The 17504-nt window shown below is 51.9% G+C and carries 17 protein-coding genes; 13 read left to right on the top strand and 4 right to left on the bottom strand.

Features of this window, described 5'->3' with window-relative positions; genetic code table 11:
• The first annotated feature begins 131 nt into the window (after positions 1–131).
• Positions 132–809, top strand: a complete 678-nt coding sequence (locus tag ACMHXE_RS02775; protein ID WP_071237105.1) for a DedA family protein — start codon at positions 132–134, stop codon at positions 807–809.
• A 54-nt stretch (positions 810–863) separates the two neighbouring features.
• Here the strand turns inward: ACMHXE_RS02775 and priA are convergent, their stop codons facing one another.
• Positions 864–3059 carry a primosomal protein N' gene (gene priA, locus ACMHXE_RS02770; RefSeq protein ID WP_413731308.1) on the bottom strand — a complete coding sequence of 732 codons (2196 nt, stop codon included), beginning with the start codon at positions 3057–3059 and terminating at the stop codon, positions 864–866.
• Positions 3060–3285: 226 nt separating this feature from the next.
• Between priA and ACMHXE_RS02765 the strand changes: the two genes are divergently transcribed.
• The 12 genes from ACMHXE_RS02765 to ACMHXE_RS02710 all read left to right on the top strand — a co-directional run bounded on the left by ACMHXE_RS02765 (position 3286) and on the right by ACMHXE_RS02710 (position 15955).
• On the top strand, positions 3286–4107 hold the full coding sequence (locus ACMHXE_RS02765) for a FimV/HubP family polar landmark protein (protein WP_157822686.1): 822 nt from the start codon (positions 3286–3288) through the stop codon (positions 4105–4107).
• 125 nt (positions 4108–4232) lie between these two features.
• Complete coding sequence (gene rpmE, locus ACMHXE_RS02760; RefSeq protein ID WP_025009259.1) at positions 4233–4445, top strand: 50S ribosomal protein L31; 213 nt, start codon at positions 4233–4235, stop codon at positions 4443–4445.
• Between the two features lie 248 nt (positions 4446–4693).
• Positions 4694–6088, top strand: a complete 1395-nt coding sequence (locus tag ACMHXE_RS02755) for a hypothetical protein (RefSeq protein WP_413731306.1) — start codon at positions 4694–4696, stop codon at positions 6086–6088.
• A gap of 106 nt (positions 6089–6194) precedes the next feature.
• Positions 6195–6380 (top strand): hypothetical protein, encoded by a 186-nt coding sequence (locus ACMHXE_RS02750; protein WP_146226017.1) that lies wholly within the window; start codon positions 6195–6197, stop codon positions 6378–6380.
• 12 nt (positions 6381–6392) lie between these two features.
• Positions 6393–6824: a polymorphic toxin type 15 domain-containing protein gene (locus ACMHXE_RS02745; protein WP_101056475.1), complete on the top strand. Its 432-nt coding sequence runs from the start codon at positions 6393–6395 to the stop codon at positions 6822–6824.
• Between the two features lie 12 nt (positions 6825–6836).
• The gene (locus ACMHXE_RS02740) at positions 6837–7553 is read left to right on the top strand and encodes a GAD-like domain-containing protein (protein WP_413731303.1); all 717 of its coding nucleotides are present in this window, start codon (positions 6837–6839) and stop codon (positions 7551–7553) included.
• Positions 7554–8577: 1024 nt separating this feature from the next.
• Entirely contained in the window at positions 8578–9540 is a 963-nt protein-coding gene (locus tag ACMHXE_RS02735) for a DmsE family decaheme c-type cytochrome (protein WP_224866437.1), read from the top strand.
• Between the two features lie 15 nt (positions 9541–9555).
• Positions 9556–11550 (top strand): MtrB/PioB family decaheme-associated outer membrane protein, encoded by a 1995-nt coding sequence (locus tag ACMHXE_RS02730; RefSeq protein ID WP_165565700.1) that lies wholly within the window; start codon positions 9556–9558, stop codon positions 11548–11550.
• Positions 11551–11578: 28 nt separating this feature from the next.
• Entirely contained in the window at positions 11579–14095 is a 2517-nt protein-coding gene (locus ACMHXE_RS02725) for a DMSO/selenate family reductase complex A subunit (RefSeq protein ID WP_165565699.1), read from the top strand.
• Between the two features lie 14 nt (positions 14096–14109).
• Positions 14110–14790, top strand: a complete 681-nt coding sequence (locus ACMHXE_RS02720; RefSeq protein WP_039034824.1) for a DMSO/selenate family reductase complex B subunit — start codon at positions 14110–14112, stop codon at positions 14788–14790.
• A gap of 49 nt (positions 14791–14839) precedes the next feature.
• On the top strand, positions 14840–15502 hold the full coding sequence (locus ACMHXE_RS02715; protein ID WP_101056480.1) for a molecular chaperone: 663 nt from the start codon (positions 14840–14842) through the stop codon (positions 15500–15502).
• A gap of 12 nt (positions 15503–15514) precedes the next feature.
• Positions 15515–15955 (top strand): hypothetical protein, encoded by a 441-nt coding sequence (locus ACMHXE_RS02710; RefSeq protein ID WP_101056481.1) that lies wholly within the window; start codon positions 15515–15517, stop codon positions 15953–15955.
• Positions 15956–15973: 18 nt separating this feature from the next.
• Here the strand turns inward: ACMHXE_RS02710 and ACMHXE_RS02705 are convergent, their stop codons facing one another.
• The 3 genes from ACMHXE_RS02705 to arfB all read right to left on the bottom strand — a co-directional run bounded on the left by ACMHXE_RS02705 (position 15974) and on the right by arfB (position 17415).
• Positions 15974–16354: an acetyl-CoA carboxylase biotin carboxyl carrier protein gene (locus tag ACMHXE_RS02705; RefSeq protein WP_101056482.1), complete on the bottom strand. Its 381-nt coding sequence runs from the start codon at positions 16352–16354 to the stop codon at positions 15974–15976.
• A 41-nt stretch (positions 16355–16395) separates the two neighbouring features.
• Entirely contained in the window at positions 16396–16839 is a 444-nt protein-coding gene (aroQ, locus tag ACMHXE_RS02700) for a type II 3-dehydroquinate dehydratase (protein WP_101056483.1), read from the bottom strand.
• 159 nt (positions 16840–16998) lie between these two features.
• Positions 16999–17415: an alternative ribosome rescue aminoacyl-tRNA hydrolase ArfB gene (gene arfB / locus ACMHXE_RS02695; RefSeq protein WP_101056484.1), complete on the bottom strand. Its 417-nt coding sequence runs from the start codon at positions 17413–17415 to the stop codon at positions 16999–17001.
• Between the last annotated feature and the right edge of the window lie 89 nt (positions 17416–17504).

The raw sequence follows: 17504 nt of genomic DNA, 5'->3' as shown, positions 1-17504 counted from the left end.
GATAAAGATGGATGAATCTTTGTTTAAGAATCGCTGATCTTTATTTTTGGGGAGTATGATGTCGATCCTGTCTTCCCCCCAAGTGCCGATTTTGCCATCGGCATGCGTCGATAGTTTCAATGGAGATATAGATGCTGGACTCCATCGCTACAGTGTTACAAGCCATTTGGCAGCAGGATTTTGCCGCGCTGCATGCTCCGGGTATTGCCCTGAGTATCTATGTTTGCATCTTTAGCTTTATCTTTTTGGAGAGTGCTTTGCTGCCGGCAGCCCCCTTGCCTTGTGACAGTGTGGTTATTCTTTCAGGTACCCTGGCGGGGATGGGGATCCTCAACCCCTTGCTGGTATTTCTGTTGCTGTTTGTGGCGGCCGCCGGTGGCAGTTATTTGGCCTTTATCCAAGGGCGGCTGCTCAATCGTCTGCCCAGGGTGCAGAGCTGGGTCTACAAGGTGCCGCCCGACAGTCTGGCGGCAGTGGATAAACTCCTTGGTCGTCATGGGCTGGTGGCACTCTTCTGCGCCCGTTTTCTGCCGCTGGTGCGTTCGCTGCTGCCTTTGGTGATGGGCGTGCGCATGGCCTGTATCAAGACCTTCTATTTTTTTGCGGCTCTGAGTGCCTTCTTCTGGGTGGGGCTGTTGGTATCGCTGGGCTATATGATGCCGTTTCTGCCGGAGCGGATCAGCAAGCTGTTGACCATGGCGTTGATGGCGGCGCCGGTGATCACTCTGGTATTGGCACTCGGCAGTTGGTTGACCTATAAGCTGCTGCGCAAGCCGCAGGATAAACAGGGGCCTCATGGTCAATTCTGAGCCGGATTAAAGCTGTTAAAGGGAATTGGAGCAGATCCTGCGGGCTCTTATCAGTTACAGCAGATCCTGTGGATCTCGATCCAGACTCCAGCGGCAGCGCTTGGCCTCGGGCAGCTGTTCGGCCTGGGGCAACAGCTGTTCAAACACCTGTTGCAGCCTGCGTCTGTCTTTGGCCTGGGCCAACAACTGGCGCCGATACTTGCCGGCCTTGCGATCCAGCGGCGCCGGCAGCGGACCTATCACTTCAAAATCCTTGTCCATGGGCAACATGGCGGCAAAAGCCGCCAGAAAGGCATCGGCATCCTCGGCGCGGTGGGATTCGGCGCGGATCAGCACCATATGCCAGGCCGGGGGTAACAGTGCCTGCTGGCGTTCATTGAGCTGGCTGCGGGCAAACTCGCCATAGCCTCTGTGAAGCAGGTCTCTGAGCAAGGGGTTGTCGCTCTGATGAGTCTGCAGCAGCACAGTGCCCGGCTTGCTGGCGCGACCGGCGCGACCGGCTACCTGGGTATAGAGTTGGCCGAAGCGCTCAGGGGCCCGAAAGTCCGCGCTGAACAGGGCGCCATCCACATCCAGCAGCCCCACCAGGGTGACATCGGGAAAGTGATGTCCCTTGGCCAACATCTGGGTGCCTACCAATATCTTGTATTCGCCGCGATGAATGGCGCTTAAGTGCTGTTCCAGCGAGCCTTTGCGGCTGGTGGTATCCCGGTCGATTCGCACCACGGGATACTCGGGAAACTCCTTGCTGAGCGCCGCCTCCAATTGCTCCGTGCCTATGCCCTGACCCTGCAACATGGTGCTGCCGCAGTTGTGGCACTGGCGTGGAATCGCGTATTGGTTGCCGCAGTGGTGGCAGCGAATTTCGCCGAGGGATTGGTGCAGGGTGAAAAACGCATCACAGCGATCGCACTCGTGCAGATGGCCACATTCGTGGCACAGCAGGGCAGGGGCAAAGCCGCGGCGATTGAGAAACAGCAACACCTGGTTGCCGGCCTGCAGATGCAGGCGCATCTCGTTCAGCAGCGGTTGCGACATGCCCGCCTGCAGCGGTTGGTTGCGGATATCTATCAGTCCCTGGCGCACCTTGAGGGCATTGCCGGCCCGCTCTCCCAATTGCAGATGCTGATAGCGGCCGCTGAGAGCGTTTTGCAGGCTCTCCAGCGACGGCGTCGCGCTGCCCAGCAGCACAGGAACCTGCTCCAGGTGGCCACGCATGACGGCCAGATCCCGGGCGTGATAACCCACTCCTTCCTGCTGTTTGAAACTGCTGTCGTGTTCCTCATCGAGAATGATGATCCCGGGCCAGGCCATGGGGGTGAACAGCGCCGAGCGAGTGCCGATTATGATAGCTGCCTCGCCGCTGCGGGCCAAACGCCAGGCGTCGAGGCGCTGCTTGTCGGTCAGGCCTGAATGGATCACGGCAACCGTGACTTTGAATCTGCGTTTGAACCTGTTGATGGTTTGCGGCGTCAGGCCGATTTCCGGCACCAGGATCAGCGCCTGCTTGCCAGCCTTGAGTATGGTTTCCAGTACCGCCAGATAGACCTCTGTCTTGCCTGAGCCGGTGATCCCTTCAAGCAAGCTGCACTGATAGCCGCTCTGTGCATTGAGGCTGGCGACCGCCACGGCTTGCTCCGGGTTGAGTCTGTGAGGCTCTTCTCCCAGCTCTAGCTGTTGCCGCCATTCAAGATTGGCGCTGACTGACCGCTCTCGTTGCTCGGCCCAGCCCTTGTCCAGCAGCCCCTTGATGGCACTCTTGCTCAGCTCCAGCGCATTGACCTCTTCAGTGGTCAGTTCCCCCTGTTTGAGCTGTTGCAGCAGTTTACGTTGGGCGGGAGCGCGTTTCAGCGACTCCAGCGTGGCCTCCTGGCCCGCACTGGTCAGACACAGATAACTGATTTTCTCCGGTGCGGCATCGGCACCCTTGCGCAGCGCCACCGGCAGGGCCTGGGTCAACATCTGCCCCTGGCTGCAGAAATAATATCTGGCGGCCCAGAGGGTCAGTTGGTACAGCGTCGGTGGCAGCAAAGGCGCGCTGTCCAGCACTTGATATACCGGCTTGAGCTGTTTGGGCTCGAGCTCGCACTCATCGCTCAGGCCTGTCACCAGGCCTATGAGTTGCTGGCGGCCAAAAGGCACCCGCACCCGCATCCCCGGCTCGAGTGGCCAGGGGCAGGCTTTGGGCATCAGGTAACTGAAGTTCTGCCGCATGGGAACGGGAAGGGCAACTTCGACAAACTGCGGCATAGTCAGAATTTTCGCAAATGATCACGGCACATGTTGCCCGTCAGTTTACTCAGGCTAGAATGAGAGAACCAGCCCCGGAAACAAAAAGCCGCAAAAACCGCAGCTTGAATCTGCTGACTTAATGAATCCAAACCAAAGAACTTAAGCCAGAGAACCTAAGCCGGATAGTCTAAACTGGGTAATTCAAAATCAAACAGAGAGGATAGGGATGAGAGCGGGTTTACTGATGCTTGTACTCATTTTGCTAACGTCTGTTGCCAGAGCAGAAACCGCCCATGTCAGTATCAATCAAAGAATGTTTGAGCTTGGGCACTTGCCCATGCTCAAGGTCAACGTGGTGGCCGACAGTGAGGATATGACCCGGCTTGAGTTTATTGTCAGGCAGCGAGGTGCATCAGAAAAACTCATGGTGCAACCCATTAATCGCTACATGGTGCTGCTGCTGGGGATAGATGAAGTGACCGACAAGCAGGCCGAATTATTGGTGCGGGAATACCGAATCAATCGCTGGCATGAACTCAAACGCTTGCCCTTGTTCGATACCTCGGTGCCTGTGGCGCTGCGTTCCAATCGTGCCCGGGTCTTTGGTGAGCAGATGCCGAGTGAGTCACCGAGGGCTGAAGTGCCAGCCACAGTCTTATCAAGCAAAGTCGTGCCATCGTCAGCCGTTCAAGCTCAAAGGGTTCAAGCAGTCGCCGGTCAACCCCAGAGTGAGCCTCAAAGCCTTGGTGTGCCCTCGGCATCTCAAGCCGTTGCAGCGCCGGGCCTTCAGGTGAAGGCTCTGCCAATTGAGACGCGTGAGCCGGGATGCATGCTGGATTTTGATGGTACTGAAACCCTTTGGCGGGTGGCCAGCCGTTATGCACAGAGCAGCCATACCCATGTCTACGGCGCCATGCTGGCTATTTTTGACGCCAATCCCAAGGCCTTCAGCCGCGGTGATATTCGCAACCTTCGCAGTGATGCCAAGTTGCACTGCCCCAGTAGTAGCTTGCTGCAGTCCTATGGAGATAAGACGGTCGCCAAAGAAAAGTTCGAGCAGATGTAGTCGCCTACTTGTCAGCGCTGGGTAGATACTGTACTATTCTGCGCCCTGAACTTTTGATATTAACCGCATGTGGTGTCCGACTTCGGGTTGGAAGAGCGACATGGCCTTAACTTGAGGTAACCCCAATGAAACCAGGTATCCATCCTGAATACGCAGAAATCACTGCAACTTGTACTTGTGGCAACGTCATCAAAGTAAACTCTACTGCAGGCAAAGCTCTGCACTTGGACGTTTGCGGTGCATGTCACCCTTTCTACACTGGTACTCAGAAAGTTGTTGATACCGGTGGTCGTATCGACAAGTTCAACAAGCGTTTCGGTATGCTGGGCAAAAAGTAATTGCCACTGCAACCAATCGAAAAGGCGTCCATGGGACGCCTTTTTTGTGGGCGTACGGATTAAAGTAAGTGTGCATGGATTAAATATCATTGCGAAATAGCGCACGAGACTCTTTGTCGTAATAGGCTATCGCCAAATACATTATCACGATTTATGATGGTGGCGATTTTCCCTCCACCAGGGACAGGGTAAAAGGGTTTACTAAGGAGAGTAGTATGTGAAGTGCCCGCCTTGCCAGTATTCACGAGTTGTACCTCAGCGATGCACCGCAAATAGAGTCAGCCTGGCGGCAATGGTCAGATGATGACCTGAAAGCCTTGGTACCGCCAGGTCGCAGTTTATCCCACGTTAAACAGCAGTTGGAAAATGGCGATGCCTTACTACTTTCCGACAGCCCCAAATTGCCTTTGTATACCAAGCAACAGAATGATTTCAGCTTGCCGGTAAGCGGTGGTGATATTCCTGCCACAGCCGTTAAACATATTCAGCAACGTTTTGCCACGGCCGGCAGCAGTGCTCACTTTCAAAAGCCCAATGGCAGTTTGCATCCGGCAATTGAACCTAATTACACCCCGGATACCCGCGTGACTCAAATTGCCCCGGATAAACCTTTGCCGATGCTTATCAGCCCCAAGTTCGGCCAGGCCAGACGGGAGTTGCTGCTGGGTCTGACCTATGATGATGCTGAATGTACGCCAGTAATCCAGGTGCCTTATCGGGTTGAATTTGAAGATGGCACCATCATCGAAGGTAATCTGGACAAACAGGGTAAAACCCGGCTGGATAACTGCCCCAAGGGGCATGCCTGGGTCGTGTTTGGCAGCGAAGCTGACCAGGCGCAAGCCGAGCAAGCCTTGCCTGCACTTTACGAACAACTTGACTCAGCCTTGGACAGCATGGCTGCTGAACTGGCAACCCAAAGTGAGCAGGCCTTGGCGCAAGCCAAAGAAGAGGGGAAGCTGCCAGAGATGAAAGCCTCTCTCCGGGATGCGATTGATGCGCACCTGGCGGAGCTGCGTCAGCAACAGCAAGCGTTTGAATCTCTGCCTGGTTTGACTCAGTACTGGCGCGTTTATCAGTCAGCCAAAACCGGTACGGCTCGGGGCGTTGTCGAATATGTCCCTGACCTGGGCGAGTTCGGTGAGTTGATGGATGCGGCAGGCATTACTTTGTCGGCATTGGTTGAGGCCATCGCGACCGGTGATATTGATGAGCTGGAGCAGAAACTGCAAGAGTGGCAACAAAGGGGCGAAGCCGGTCTTGAGTTGGCCAGTGAAGCCATGGAGATGTTGATATTACTGCTCAGCGATGCCGAAACCCGGTCATTACTGGCGTCGCTGCCGGAACGCTACCTGTTGGCCCTGCCACAGGATAAATCCACCGAAATTGTGTTTTACTCAGGCACGCAATGGGTCGCCGACTACGGTATTGTCAGCGCCGGTACTTTTGTCGGCTCCCTGTTTGGTGGTGTCGGTGGTCCGGCAGCCGGCGCTGTGCTCCTTGGCGGGACCACCACCCGTAAAGGTGGCAAACTGGTCGAAGAAACATCCAACCTATTGATGGATATTGCCAAAGCCAACAAACAACGCCGTAACCACCATAAAGAGCAGAGTTATGTTCAGGATAACCTGACCCCCGCTTGACGAAGGGACCACCCCCAATTATGGTCTCAGGCTCAAAAATAAAGACAAAGACAAGAACAAGAAAAAGAACAAAGTCAAGGAAGATGAGCACCAGGAAGACGATGGCGTGCATCCATCTTTGGTGCGAATGCGCCCGCCCGTGGCAGTGCCCTGTTTTCGCCCATCCGATAATATGATTAACAAATTCCCCGGCTCCCGGGAGGACTTGGAAAGGCACTATGCCAATCAGCTCAAACATCAAGAGGCCGGTCTCAATGACCTGACCCTGGCCGAATATCTTGAGAATCGTTAACGCTATCGCGACATGCAGCGCGGCGATGCCCACCTTAGCCAAAAGAAATTCAGAGAGACATTTAAGGAAGAAACGACTGGGTCATTGTTTGAGTCATACCAGAAAAACCTGACTGAGAGGGAGCTTAAAGATATTGAGTTCCTGGAATCATTGGAGCGGCGAGCTGAAAAGCGGGCAACGGAAATCATGCAGGATTTGGCGGCGCTGCACGACCCGGATATGGTGGCGGCCGGCTACGGCGATAACATCAGTCGTATGGGTAACAGCCGGGTCAACTCCTCCATTGGTAGCCAATGGGCCCAACGGCCCAAGGGGCAAACAGGCGCTAAAAGCCGTGTGGCGCAACTTGACGAGGCGATGGAAAAAGCCCTGCAACGTTATGGCCCGGAAGCGGCGCAAAAGATTAAACTTCAGGTGCAGCTCAAGCGCTGCCCGGTCAATTAGAGTGAGGAAGAGATGGACACACCGGAATACAGTGAAGAAGTTACGGAAAAACTCCAGTTTTTTATGTCTTATTTTGTCGAGCGTAAGTTCGGCGAGCCTTGCTATCAACGCTTTCCACCCCCCGAGGAGCTGGCGCGCTATCGCGGAGTACTGCCGGACTTGTTACTGGCGATATGGGAAACGGTCGGCTTTTCGGCCTATGCTGACGGCGGCCTCTGGTTGGTGAACCCGGCAGACTATGAAGATGTCCTGGAGCGAATACTGGAGCCGACTGTATTTATTGAACAGGATATCTACCATGTGATTGCCCGCAATGCCTGGGGTGACTTGATACTCTGGGGTGAAAAGGGTGGTAACAACCTTAAGGTGAGGTCATCCGTACAGTGGATTAACACCAGCGCCACCAATGCACCAGAACAGATTGCTGCGGGCAAAGCCAATGAAGCCATACGCTGGTGCCTTTGTATGACACAAAAGAGCTTTTTGGAATCTAAAGACGAAAAGGATAAGCCCATGCTTGAGAGGGCCATCGCCAAGCTGGGAAAATTGGCCGAGGATGAAATGTACGGCTTTGTCCCATTTTTATTTATGGGCGGTAAAAGCCACTTGGGGAATCTGCAAAAGGTGAATATTCACACCCACCTGAACCTGATAGCCGATATGGGTGAATTTGAGGTGATTGACTTTGCCGGCATGACCCGGGCTGCTATTGATAAGTTCGGCGCCTGATAGCGACCATTCTCCCGTACAGCCATGCCTCCGAGTGTCTGAGTATCAGGGGCTCAGGCATGGCTGCTCACTCGCGTTAATCAGGTTGTGCTCTGCAGAGCAGAGTGTTTCCTCCTTAATGTGATGGTCCGCTTCCCTTCTAGGCAACTATGCTGAGATTGGATTTGGACAGGAAGTAGGCCATCATGTTTATTTAAGTACTTGGTGTAAGCCTGTCTAAAGGCCGCAGAATGATGAAGCGTTTGTTCCAGGGGCAATGCTGTTGTGACTCAGTTTGGAGGCTTCCTGGTTAATGATAATCTGATGTTGAGCGGTGTTTGTCGTTAGGCTTGTTATGTAGAGATGTGAGTGTTGTACTGTTGGTTCCAGGTCTTTGCTGCGAACCATGCCTTGCATCCAGGTTTGCTGGTCGACGCAGGGCACATATTGAACCTGTTCGCAGCTTCCTTAGATGCGTTCAATACTCACGGAAGTAATATCTCTTATTTGCATGCTTTGCATCCAATCCGGCAAGTTAACTCAGAGTGATGATGGAGCTTGTTAAAACCTTTCTTATTCCCAATCCTGAAAATAAAGTTATTTATTAAATAATAAAATACTTATCAATAATTGAAACAATATATGTTCTATATGATTTTCATTTTCATATTCGTTGTTTATGTTTTAATGATGCATATTCTTTGAGTGTATTTGAATTGTGATTTATATCAATCATGCGATTATCATGCATCTATTTCTTTGTTGCCTTTTTGTTGCCATGTTTGTTTCGGATTTAATCCTTTTAATTAACGATTTTTATTTTTTTCTTGTTGTTCAAAACGTTATTTTTGGTCAATTTATTGACATTTATTGTTTATTATGTGGTTTTGAGTGATCCGCGTCATGTTGTTGTGTTGTTTTATATGTCTATCCCAAATTTAATATGTGGAAATATAACATTTAATAATTCGCAAAATAGATGCCTTAGAATTGTGTTTAGGAGAAAGCTGTCTCCTGTTTAAAAAATAGATGATAAGGCCGGAGAATGATTAATTTTATCAATAAAGGCTGGAACTTTTGCCTATATACACTGAGCGCTGTCTTGTTGCTTTTAACTTCCTTGGTTCAGGCTACCCCGTGGGATAATTTAACTGCAGCTGAACTTGAACAGCAATTGGCTGAAAAGTTCAGTGAAGGGAAATATTCCCCAAAAGGTGCTGATTCCTGTCTGATGTGCCACAAAAAAGATCCTAAAGTCATGGCCCTGTTTAAAGGAACCCATGGCGAAATGAACAATAGTCGCTTACCTATGGCCGGGCTGCAGTGTGAGGCTTGCCATGGCCCCATGGGAAAACATAACCGTGGCGGTAAAGAACCTATGATTAGCTTCGGCCCGGAGTCCAAGCTCTCAGCTGAAAGTCAGAATAGTGTTTGCCTTGATTGTCACCAGAATACGGAACAGATGGCTTGGCACAACAGTTTGCATAATCTGGAACAGGTAGCCTGTGCCGATTGCCATCAGGTGCATGCCGCCGAAGACCCCATGCTGAATCCTTTACGGATCAACGAGGCCTGCACCAGCTGCCATACCCGTGCCAAGGCCGATATGAGCAAGCGTTCATCCCACCCTCTCAAGTGGGATCAGATGACCTGTATCGATTGCCACAACCCTCATGGTTCCTTGACCGAAAGTGCACTGAAACAGAGCAGTATCAATACCACTTGCTATGAATGTCATGCCGACAAGCGTGGCCCTGTATTGTGGGAGCATGCTCCTGTGGTAGAAAACTGCGCCAACTGCCACAACGCCCACGGCAGTGTGAACGAAGCCTTGCTGAAAGCCCGAGTACCCCAGTTATGCCAACAATGCCATGCCGACGATGGTCATGCCGCGCGGGCGGTATCCCAGAGTGGTATCAGTGCTTTTGGTGCCGGCAAAAGCTGCTTGAACTGCCATAGCCAAATCCATGGTTCCAACCATCCCGCCGGCAGTGTGCTGTCCCGTTAATCAGGAGTGTTGAAGATGAGATTTCCTTTGAATCTGTTGACTTTGGCACTGCTGGGTGCTTCAGGAACTGTTGTGGCTGCAGACTTTGGGGTTAGCCGCGCCAATACAGACAAGGTTAATACTGCCGCGTTTCAATGTCGACAATGTCAGCTGACGCCAGGCTTGGCCGGTGAGGCTACAGTGAATGCCGGGTACAACGACAGCGATGATATCCACAGCGGTAATGCTTTTGGTGATGATCATGATGGTGTCGTTGCCAGTGTCGATGCTGCCCTTGGTTACCGCACCGAAAACGGGTATCGCAGCCAACTGCGGGCCCATAATTTGGGTCAGGATAACGGCTTTGTCAGCCTTAAAAGCGGCCGCCCCGGCCAGTATCAGATGACGCTGGATTATCGCAGTTTGACCCGTTATGAGAACGGCAACGTCGGCACCGGGCTTTGGCATAACCAGGGTATGCTGCAACCCGATAATACCCTGCGTTACCTGGATCTGGAACTGGAGCGGCAACAGGCGGGAATAGGCTTTCGCTATGACTTCGGCCAATTGGCCCAAATCGGTGACCTGAGCAGCTATGTTCGCTATGACAGAGAGGAAAAACAGGGCCACCGCAGTGCCAGTTTGATGACACCAAGGCCGGTCAACTTCGCTTTGCCGGTGGATGAGAGCAACGACAAGTTGCGGGCCGGGTTACAGCTCAGCGGCGATGATTGGTTTACTGAATTGGCGTATCAAGGTAGTCAATACAAGAATGACATCAACAACTTAAGTCTGCCTTATGCCAGTGATGTTTACAGCGCTGCACCGGACAATCAGGCCCATCAACTGACACTGAACGGTCAGTACCGGCTGAGCAACACGGTAATCAGCGGCCGGGCAATTGCCGGACGTATGATCCAGGACGAAGGCTTGATCCAGATGACGGGAAACCCGCTGCAAAGCTGGGATGGTCAGGTAGATACCCTGGATGCAAACTTGGCCATCAGCAGCTTGGTCAATAGTCGTTTGCGCCTGGGTGGACAATTGGATTACCGCAAGCGCGACAATGATTCTACTGTTGCCGAATTTGTTCAGCTTGAATTCAATCCCGTCAGTGGCGCTATCCGGCAAAATCCTTTGCTGGATACTGAACGTCATGCTCTGAAACTCAATGCCAGCTACCGTTTGGCACCGGGTTACCGACTCCAGACAGGTTACGACTTCAAACAGCTTGAGCGCAGCTATGGTGAGCGGGAAGAAACCCGCGACCATAACCTGTGGGCCAAGCTGGGCATGCAGCTTTTCACTCCGCTGAAGCTTGATCTGAAAGCCAGTTTTGGTGAACGGGATGGCAGCCGCTATGAGGCGGCCGAGCTGACCTCCAGTGAAACCCAGAGCCTGTTGCGTAAGTATCACCTGGCTGATCGACGCCGGACCGCAATGGAACTTGGGTTGCAGTACACACCGCTGAGCTGGATGACGCTGGACCTGAACAGTCACTATGCCTTTGATGATTATCAAGAAACAGTCATTGGCCTTACTGAGTCCCGTGATTACGGCTATGACCTGAACCTGACAATGCAGTTGAGCAAACAACTGAGTGTTTACGGTTTCGTCGGCCAGCAGTGGATCGCATCGAAACAGAGTGGCGACCAAAGCGCGACTTGGTACAGCGACATTGATGACAGCTTTATTAACCTAGGGGCAGGCATCGCCTACAGCGGTTTGCTGGACGAGCGTCTGACCTTGGGGGCTGACTATCAATTTGCCGATTCAGAGGGGGAAACCTGTATTGGAAGCGCTCAGTACGATGACTATTACAGTTTTAACCACAGTGTTGAGCTATACGGCCGCTACCACTTGAATGATGCCATGGCTCTGAAAGTGTCGTACCGGTACGAGCGTTACTTCGATACCGATGGCAGCGATGTCGGTATTGATGCCGTCACCGGCCTGACTACTTTGGGCGTATTGAATCATAACTATAACGCCCACCAGCTGATGTTCTCTTTCAGCTACCTGTTGCCTTGAGCAAACTTAAATCGTGAGGATAAATATAATGGAACGCAGAAGTTTCTTGAAAATGAGTGCCGCCCTGGGTTGCGCTGCAACAGTGTCTGGCTGTAATTCCAGCTCTGATGACGCCAATGTTGTCCCGCCAAAGCCACCTGTCAGTGAAGAGCAGATCAACTGGTCATCCTGCTTGGTTAACTGTGGCTCCAACTGTCCGATTAAAGTGTTCAGTCGTGATGGCATTATTACCCGGGTAGAAACAGATCATGAGGTAGAAGATGTCTACGGTCTTCATCAAATTCGTGCCTGTGCCCGTGGTCGTTCGTTGCGCCAACGTGCATATGCACCGGATCGCCTGAAAACACCAATGAAGCGAGTGGGTGAAAGGGGAGAAGCCAAGTTTGTTCCGATCACTTGGGATGAAGCAACTCAAACCATCGCAGATAATTTGCAGCGGGTGATTAACCAATATGGTAACAAGGCTGTATTCCGTAGCTATGGCTCAGGCGCTTATTATGGTTTTGCTTCCAATGCCTGTTTTAACCGTTTGTTTAACCTGGTAGGTGGTTGCCTTAACGCTTATGGCAACTACTCTTGGGCTCAGCAGATGGAAGCGGCCAAACACACTTTCGGGACCGGAAGTACTCAAGGCTCGTCGACCATAACTCTGGAACACAGTGACTTTTTCATGGGCTTTGGTTACAACCCCAGTGAAATTCGTCAATCCGGATCGGGTGAAGGGTACGACTACCTGCAGGCCTTGATGAAGAATAATGGCCTTAAAGTGGTGATGATAGATCCTCGCTATACCGACTCTATGTTGGGCAAAGAGTCCATGTGGTTGCCTATTCGTCCCGGAACCGATGCAGCGTTTGCCGAAGCTGTTGCTTTCGAGATGATCAGCACTGGTTGGGTAGATGCCAATTCACTTGGTTTTATCAATGAATATGCAGTGGGGTATGACGCGGCCTCCATTGAGAAACAAAAAGCATTGTTCGCTGCCAGTGGAGATGCCAGGAAGCAAGAATATGCGGCCTGTATGGACAGCAGCGATAACTACCATGATTACATCATGGGGGTTGGTAAGTTTGCCGATCAAGGCGCGCGCACGCCTGAATGGGCCGAGAAAATTACCGGCATCAGCGCTGCTTATATCCGTCAGGTGGCCGAAGATCTGATGAATGCCAAGGCTCCCTATATCGTGGCCGGCGCCGGGGTTAACCGCCAGGCCAACGGTGAACAGAGCATGCGTGCCCTGTATATGCTTTCTGTACTGACAGGTAAGCTGGGTACTCTGGGGGCGTCCAATGGTGAACTGCCTTATATGAGCAGCATGTCACGTGCAGGTATTCCCACGGGTTCCAACCCGGTTAAGGAAGCTATCTCCTTCTTTACTTGGACCGAAGCGATTGAAAACGGTGAGAATTTTACCGCACGCACTCACGGTATTCGCGGAACTGCGGATCCTGATGAGAAACTGGGCAGCAATATTCACTTTGTGTTCAGTGCCTCGGATAGTTCTTTGCTGAACCAGCACGCTGAAATCAATAACACAGCGCGTATTTTACGTGATGCTGAAGACTTGTTTATCGTTTCCTGCGATTGCTGGATGACTCCAGGGGCCAAGTTTGCCGATATCATACTGCCCGATACCAGTTGGCTGGAGTCCAATGACTTGGTGAATGACTCATATGCCTCAGGTTCGCTTGGGTATTTGACCGCCATGTCTGCTGCAGTAAAACCTATGTGGGATTGCAAGTCCATGTATGAAGCCGCTGCCATGATCGCAGAGAAAATGGGTGTTGGTCAGCTGTTCACTGAAGGCAAAACCGAAGCTGATTGGTTGGAAGAACTTTATCAGAAAACCAAGAGTGCCAGCGCTAACCTAGGTGTCAGTCCGGCATTCCCAGCCAGCTATAAAGAAGCCCAGAAGATAGGGGTATTCCGCAAGAATATGGGTGACAAATATGTTGCTTTGGATAGCTATGTCAATGGTGGTAAAGCGCTATCTACGCCTTCAGGCAAGATAGAGATCTATTCTGCAGAGCTGGCTTGGCGCGCCAAAAACTGGGAGCAGAACAAGGTAAAAGGTGACTCCATTACAGCCATTCCTCAGTACACGGTGACTTGGGATGGTTATGAGGATCAGGACGCCATAGATGCAGGCTTCCCGCTGCAACTTGCCGGTTATCACACCAAGGGGCGCACCCACTCCAGCTACCACAACGTGCCTTGGTTACGTGAGGCTGTGGAAGATGCCGTGTGGATTAACCCCATCGACGCTGCCGCCTATCAGTTGACAGCCGGTGATGTGGTCGAGATGTACAACGAGCGGGGATCCATTGAGGTCAAGGTTCGGGTCACTCCTCGAGTGGCGCCAGGCGTTGTGGCATTGGGGCAAGGGGCCTGGTACCTGGCTGATGCCAACGGCCGTATTGGACTGTCCGGAAAAGTGATCGATGTCGGTGGGGCCATCAATACTCTGACTCGTTATATCCCAAGCCCGGTGGCCAAGGGGAACCCTCAACACACCAACCGTGTTCAGCTCATCAAAAAAGCGTAAGGGAGCACTTGTAAATGAATCAATCTACTCAATACGGCTTTTATGTCGATACCACCAAGTGCACTGGTTGCAAGGCCTGTCATGTATCTTGCAAAGACCGTCAGGGGGATTTGCTGCGCGCCAATAATAAACCTTTGGCAAACGGCGTCCCCAGCCTGAAAGGCGTTACCTGGCGCCGGGTTTATGAATATTGTGGTGGTAGCTGGTCTGTGGATCCCAATACCCAGACCTATAGTCAGGATGTATTTGCTTATTATATGTCCATTGGCTGTAACCATTGCAGTGAACCTGTGTGCGTCAAAGCCTGTCCAACCGGCGCTATGCACAAGCGTCGTGAAGATGGTTTGGTACATGTCGAAGAGTCTCTGTGTATTGGCTGTGAAAGCTGTGCCAGAGCTTGTCCGTATGACGCACCACAGATAGACAGAGAGCGTAAAGTGATGACCAAATGCGATGGTTGTCATGAACGCTTGGCTGAAGGGCGCCAACCTGTCTGCGTTGAGTCCTGCCCAATGCGAGCACTGGACTTTGATACCATGGACAACTTGCGCGCCAAGTATGGTGACGGTGATGGTCATATCGCCCCCTTGCCCAGTGAATCGATTACTTCCCCTAACCTGATCATTAAGGCAAACCGCCATGGTCAACCTGCGGGAAGTGGTGCCGGCAAGGTGCTTAACCCTACTGAGGTGTAACTGGAAAACAGGCGCCCATGGGCGCCTGTTTTGTCCATCAGGAGATAAGATGTCTAAGTCTTTGTCTAATATAGTTTTAATTCAATATCAAGGGATGGCACGTCTTCTGCATCATCTGCTTTACGGTTACCCTAAATCTGAGTTGATCACCGAATTAAAGGTCAACCAAGTTGCCGAGACTTGGCCTGAACTGGCTGGTCGAGACGGTAACCGGATCGGTAGGGAAGCGCTGGCCAACTATTTGCAGCAATGGGACGAGACTCAATTTCTGGATCTGCAACTTGACTATGGACAACTGTTCTTCGGTCCCGGTGAACCTAAAGCCGTACCTTATGGTTCTGTTTATTTGGGTGAAGAGCAAGTGTTGAACGACAGAAGCACTCTGGCGTTGATGGATTTTTATCAGGCTCATGATGTCAGTTTGCAGCTACCTGCAAGGGATCCTGTCGATCATATCGGCCTGTTCTTTAGCGTGTTGGATGCCAGTTTTGGACGCTTGGCTGCAGAGCCGGATAACCAGAGATTAGTGCGTTTTACTCAGGTATTACTGCAACAGCATCTTCTTCCTTGGGCGGAGCGCTGCCTTGAGTTGGCTGCCGAGCATGCGCAAACTGAGTTTTATTTTGCAGTTGCATTGCTGGCCAGGGACTTTTTGCTGCAGCTGACAGAGGATTTTAATCTCATACCTATGCCTGCAAGATTGTTTCGGTAAGAGGAGTCTGGGGTGAGTGTTATTCATGCTTTGGGAGCTCAGTGGCAGAAGGCCGAATTTGCAGAGCATTTGGCTAAGGCCCTGGCAACCCGCCCTGCGGTTTGTGAGTTGTCCGGTGGGGCTACCTCTTTGACCACCCTGTGTAACTTGGTAGCAGCCATCAGTTATCGGCCTGATGATCCCCGTTTTAGCCAAACACAGATAGATGATGGTCTGTTGTTATCTGTATTTTTTGATTGCTTCAGGCTCTTGTTTATCAAGGAAGTACAGCAAGAATCAGTCACTCAGGCTGAGCAGCAGATACTGCATTTGGCTCCCAAACTGGCGGCCGAGATGTCCGTCGAGGCTTTGAGCGAATCTCAGCAACTGCAGCGGCAGCAATTGTTGGAGATCAGCTCTCAGTTGGAGTCCTTATATACGCAGCGGCGCCAACTCAGCCGCAATATGGGGTGAAGCTGAAATTGAGGAAAGTTAGTCCAACACAAACAGGGTTTGCTGTAGTCCTACCGCTTCACCATTTTGTGCCAGTATGGCTTTAACTGTGCCGCTCTGTTCTGCCTTGACCGGATTAAGGGCTTTCATCGCCTGCACATAGCCCAGTACTGTGCCCGGCTCAACTTCTGTGCCCACCTCTACCAGTGGCTGGGCATGGTCGCCGGCGCTGCGTAAAAAGGTACCGGCCACAGGCGCCAGCACTTGCACGCTGTCATTACCAATACTGAAACTGGCCTGGGGGTGTTGTGGGCCAAAACGGCGGATACGCACGGCTTCCTGGCCTTCGGTAATTTCCAGCTCATTGATGCCGGATTCCTGCACCAATTCGATCAGTTTTTTGATTTTACGTATGTCCATCGTCATTCTCGGTACTAAAGGGTGACAGGACCTTCCTCTGCTCAGCCTTGTTTGAGCGCCTCTATGGCGGCTTCCAGGGCAAATTCATAACCCTTTGGCCCCAGTCCAACTATCACTCCCTTGGCCTTGTCGGAAAAAAAGGAATGATGGCGAAACGGCTCCCTGGCATGCACATTGGAAAGGTGCACTTCAATGAAAGGAATGGCGACCCCCAACAGCGCATCTCTGAGTGCCACGCTGGTGTGGGTAAAGGCGGCCGGGTTGATGATCACAAATCCGGCATCTGTGTTGTGGATAGCTTCTATGAGCTGGTATTCGGCATTGGACTGAATATGTTCCAGTTTTACTCCGGCGGCAAGCGCCTTGTCCTGCAATCCCTGCACCAGTTGCTCCAGCGTCAGCTGGCCGTAATGTTCCGGCTCTCTGCGACCAAGCAGGTTGAGATTGGGGCCATTCACCAAGAGTATTTTTGCCTGATTGCTCATATTGTTTTCCTTGCCTTGAGGGAGAGTCCGCACTTGAATTTGTGCCTCCCTGATTTCAGCAAAAGCTGTCGAATTTGTCGACCAATAGCCGCACAATCGCTGCACATTCCTTTCAGTTGCCAGCAATTATTGTCTATTCCGGCGGCAAGACTGGTCTTATCAGAAGCGGATCTTGTTCTGCCGCAGCGATTTCACTTCACCACGCTGCTTTTTGCTGTCGACCCGGCGCCTTTGGCTGGCGCGGGTGGCCTTGGTAGGAATACGTTTCTTGGCCACTTCGCTCACCGAAGCGACCAGTTCGATAAACTGTTGTAGTGCAGTTTGGCGGTTGGTGTCCTGGCTGCGGCTTTGTTGGCATTTGATAATGATCTTGCCGCTTTGAGTAATGCGGTGATCTGTCTTGGTTAGCAGCTTTTCCTTGTAGAAGTCCGGCAGCGATGAGGTCTTGATGTCGAAGATGAGCTGCGCCGCAGTGGAGACCTTATTCAGGTGCTGGCCCCCGGCGCCACTGGAACGGACAAATTGCCATTCGATTTCATTTTCTGAAACTTGGACACGGTTTGAGATCTTTATCATGGCAAAATAGCTGTTTTTTGAGGCAGTCGCTATATTACCATCCCATGGAAGCGTTTACTTCCTCCACAATGCGTAGAGTCTTGTAAGAC

Origin of the sequence: Shewanella sp. BJSY2023SW007, from assembly GCF_047314525.1 — a bacterium.
In the GTDB taxonomy this organism is placed as follows: domain Bacteria; phylum Pseudomonadota; class Gammaproteobacteria; order Enterobacterales; family Shewanellaceae; genus Shewanella; species Shewanella chilikensis.
This window is presented reverse-complemented; position numbering and strand designations above follow the sequence as displayed.

Coding starts and splice junctions, on each gene's coding strand:
- ACMHXE_RS02765 (WP_157822686.1), top strand. CDS start 3,286: ATGCTTGTACTCATTTTGCTAACGTCTGTTGCCAGAGCAGAAACCGCC.
- arfB (WP_101056484.1), bottom strand. CDS start 17,415: ATGATAAAGATCTCAAACCGTGTCCAAGTTTCAGAAAATGAAATCGAA.
- ACMHXE_RS02720 (WP_039034824.1), top strand. CDS start 14,110: ATGAATCAATCTACTCAATACGGCTTTTATGTCGATACCACCAAGTGC.
- aroQ (WP_101056483.1), bottom strand. CDS start 16,839: ATGAGCAATCAGGCAAAAATACTCTTGGTGAATGGCCCCAATCTCAAC.
- ACMHXE_RS02735 (WP_224866437.1), top strand. CDS start 8,578: ATGATTAATTTTATCAATAAAGGCTGGAACTTTTGCCTATATACACTG.
- ACMHXE_RS02745 (WP_101056475.1), top strand. CDS start 6,393: ATGCAGCGCGGCGATGCCCACCTTAGCCAAAAGAAATTCAGAGAGACA.
- ACMHXE_RS02740 (WP_413731303.1), top strand. CDS start 6,837: ATGGACACACCGGAATACAGTGAAGAAGTTACGGAAAAACTCCAGTTT.
- ACMHXE_RS02775 (WP_071237105.1), top strand. CDS start 132: ATGCTGGACTCCATCGCTACAGTGTTACAAGCCATTTGGCAGCAGGAT.
- ACMHXE_RS02725 (WP_165565699.1), top strand. CDS start 11,579: ATGGAACGCAGAAGTTTCTTGAAAATGAGTGCCGCCCTGGGTTGCGCT.
- ACMHXE_RS02730 (WP_165565700.1), top strand. CDS start 9,556: ATGAGATTTCCTTTGAATCTGTTGACTTTGGCACTGCTGGGTGCTTCA.
- ACMHXE_RS02705 (WP_101056482.1), bottom strand. CDS start 16,354: ATGGACATACGTAAAATCAAAAAACTGATCGAATTGGTGCAGGAATCC.
- priA (WP_413731308.1), bottom strand. CDS start 3,059: ATGCCGCAGTTTGTCGAAGTTGCCCTTCCCGTTCCCATGCGGCAGAAC.
- ACMHXE_RS02715 (WP_101056480.1), top strand. CDS start 14,840: ATGTCTAAGTCTTTGTCTAATATAGTTTTAATTCAATATCAAGGGATG.
- rpmE (WP_025009259.1), top strand. CDS start 4,233: ATGAAACCAGGTATCCATCCTGAATACGCAGAAATCACTGCAACTTGT.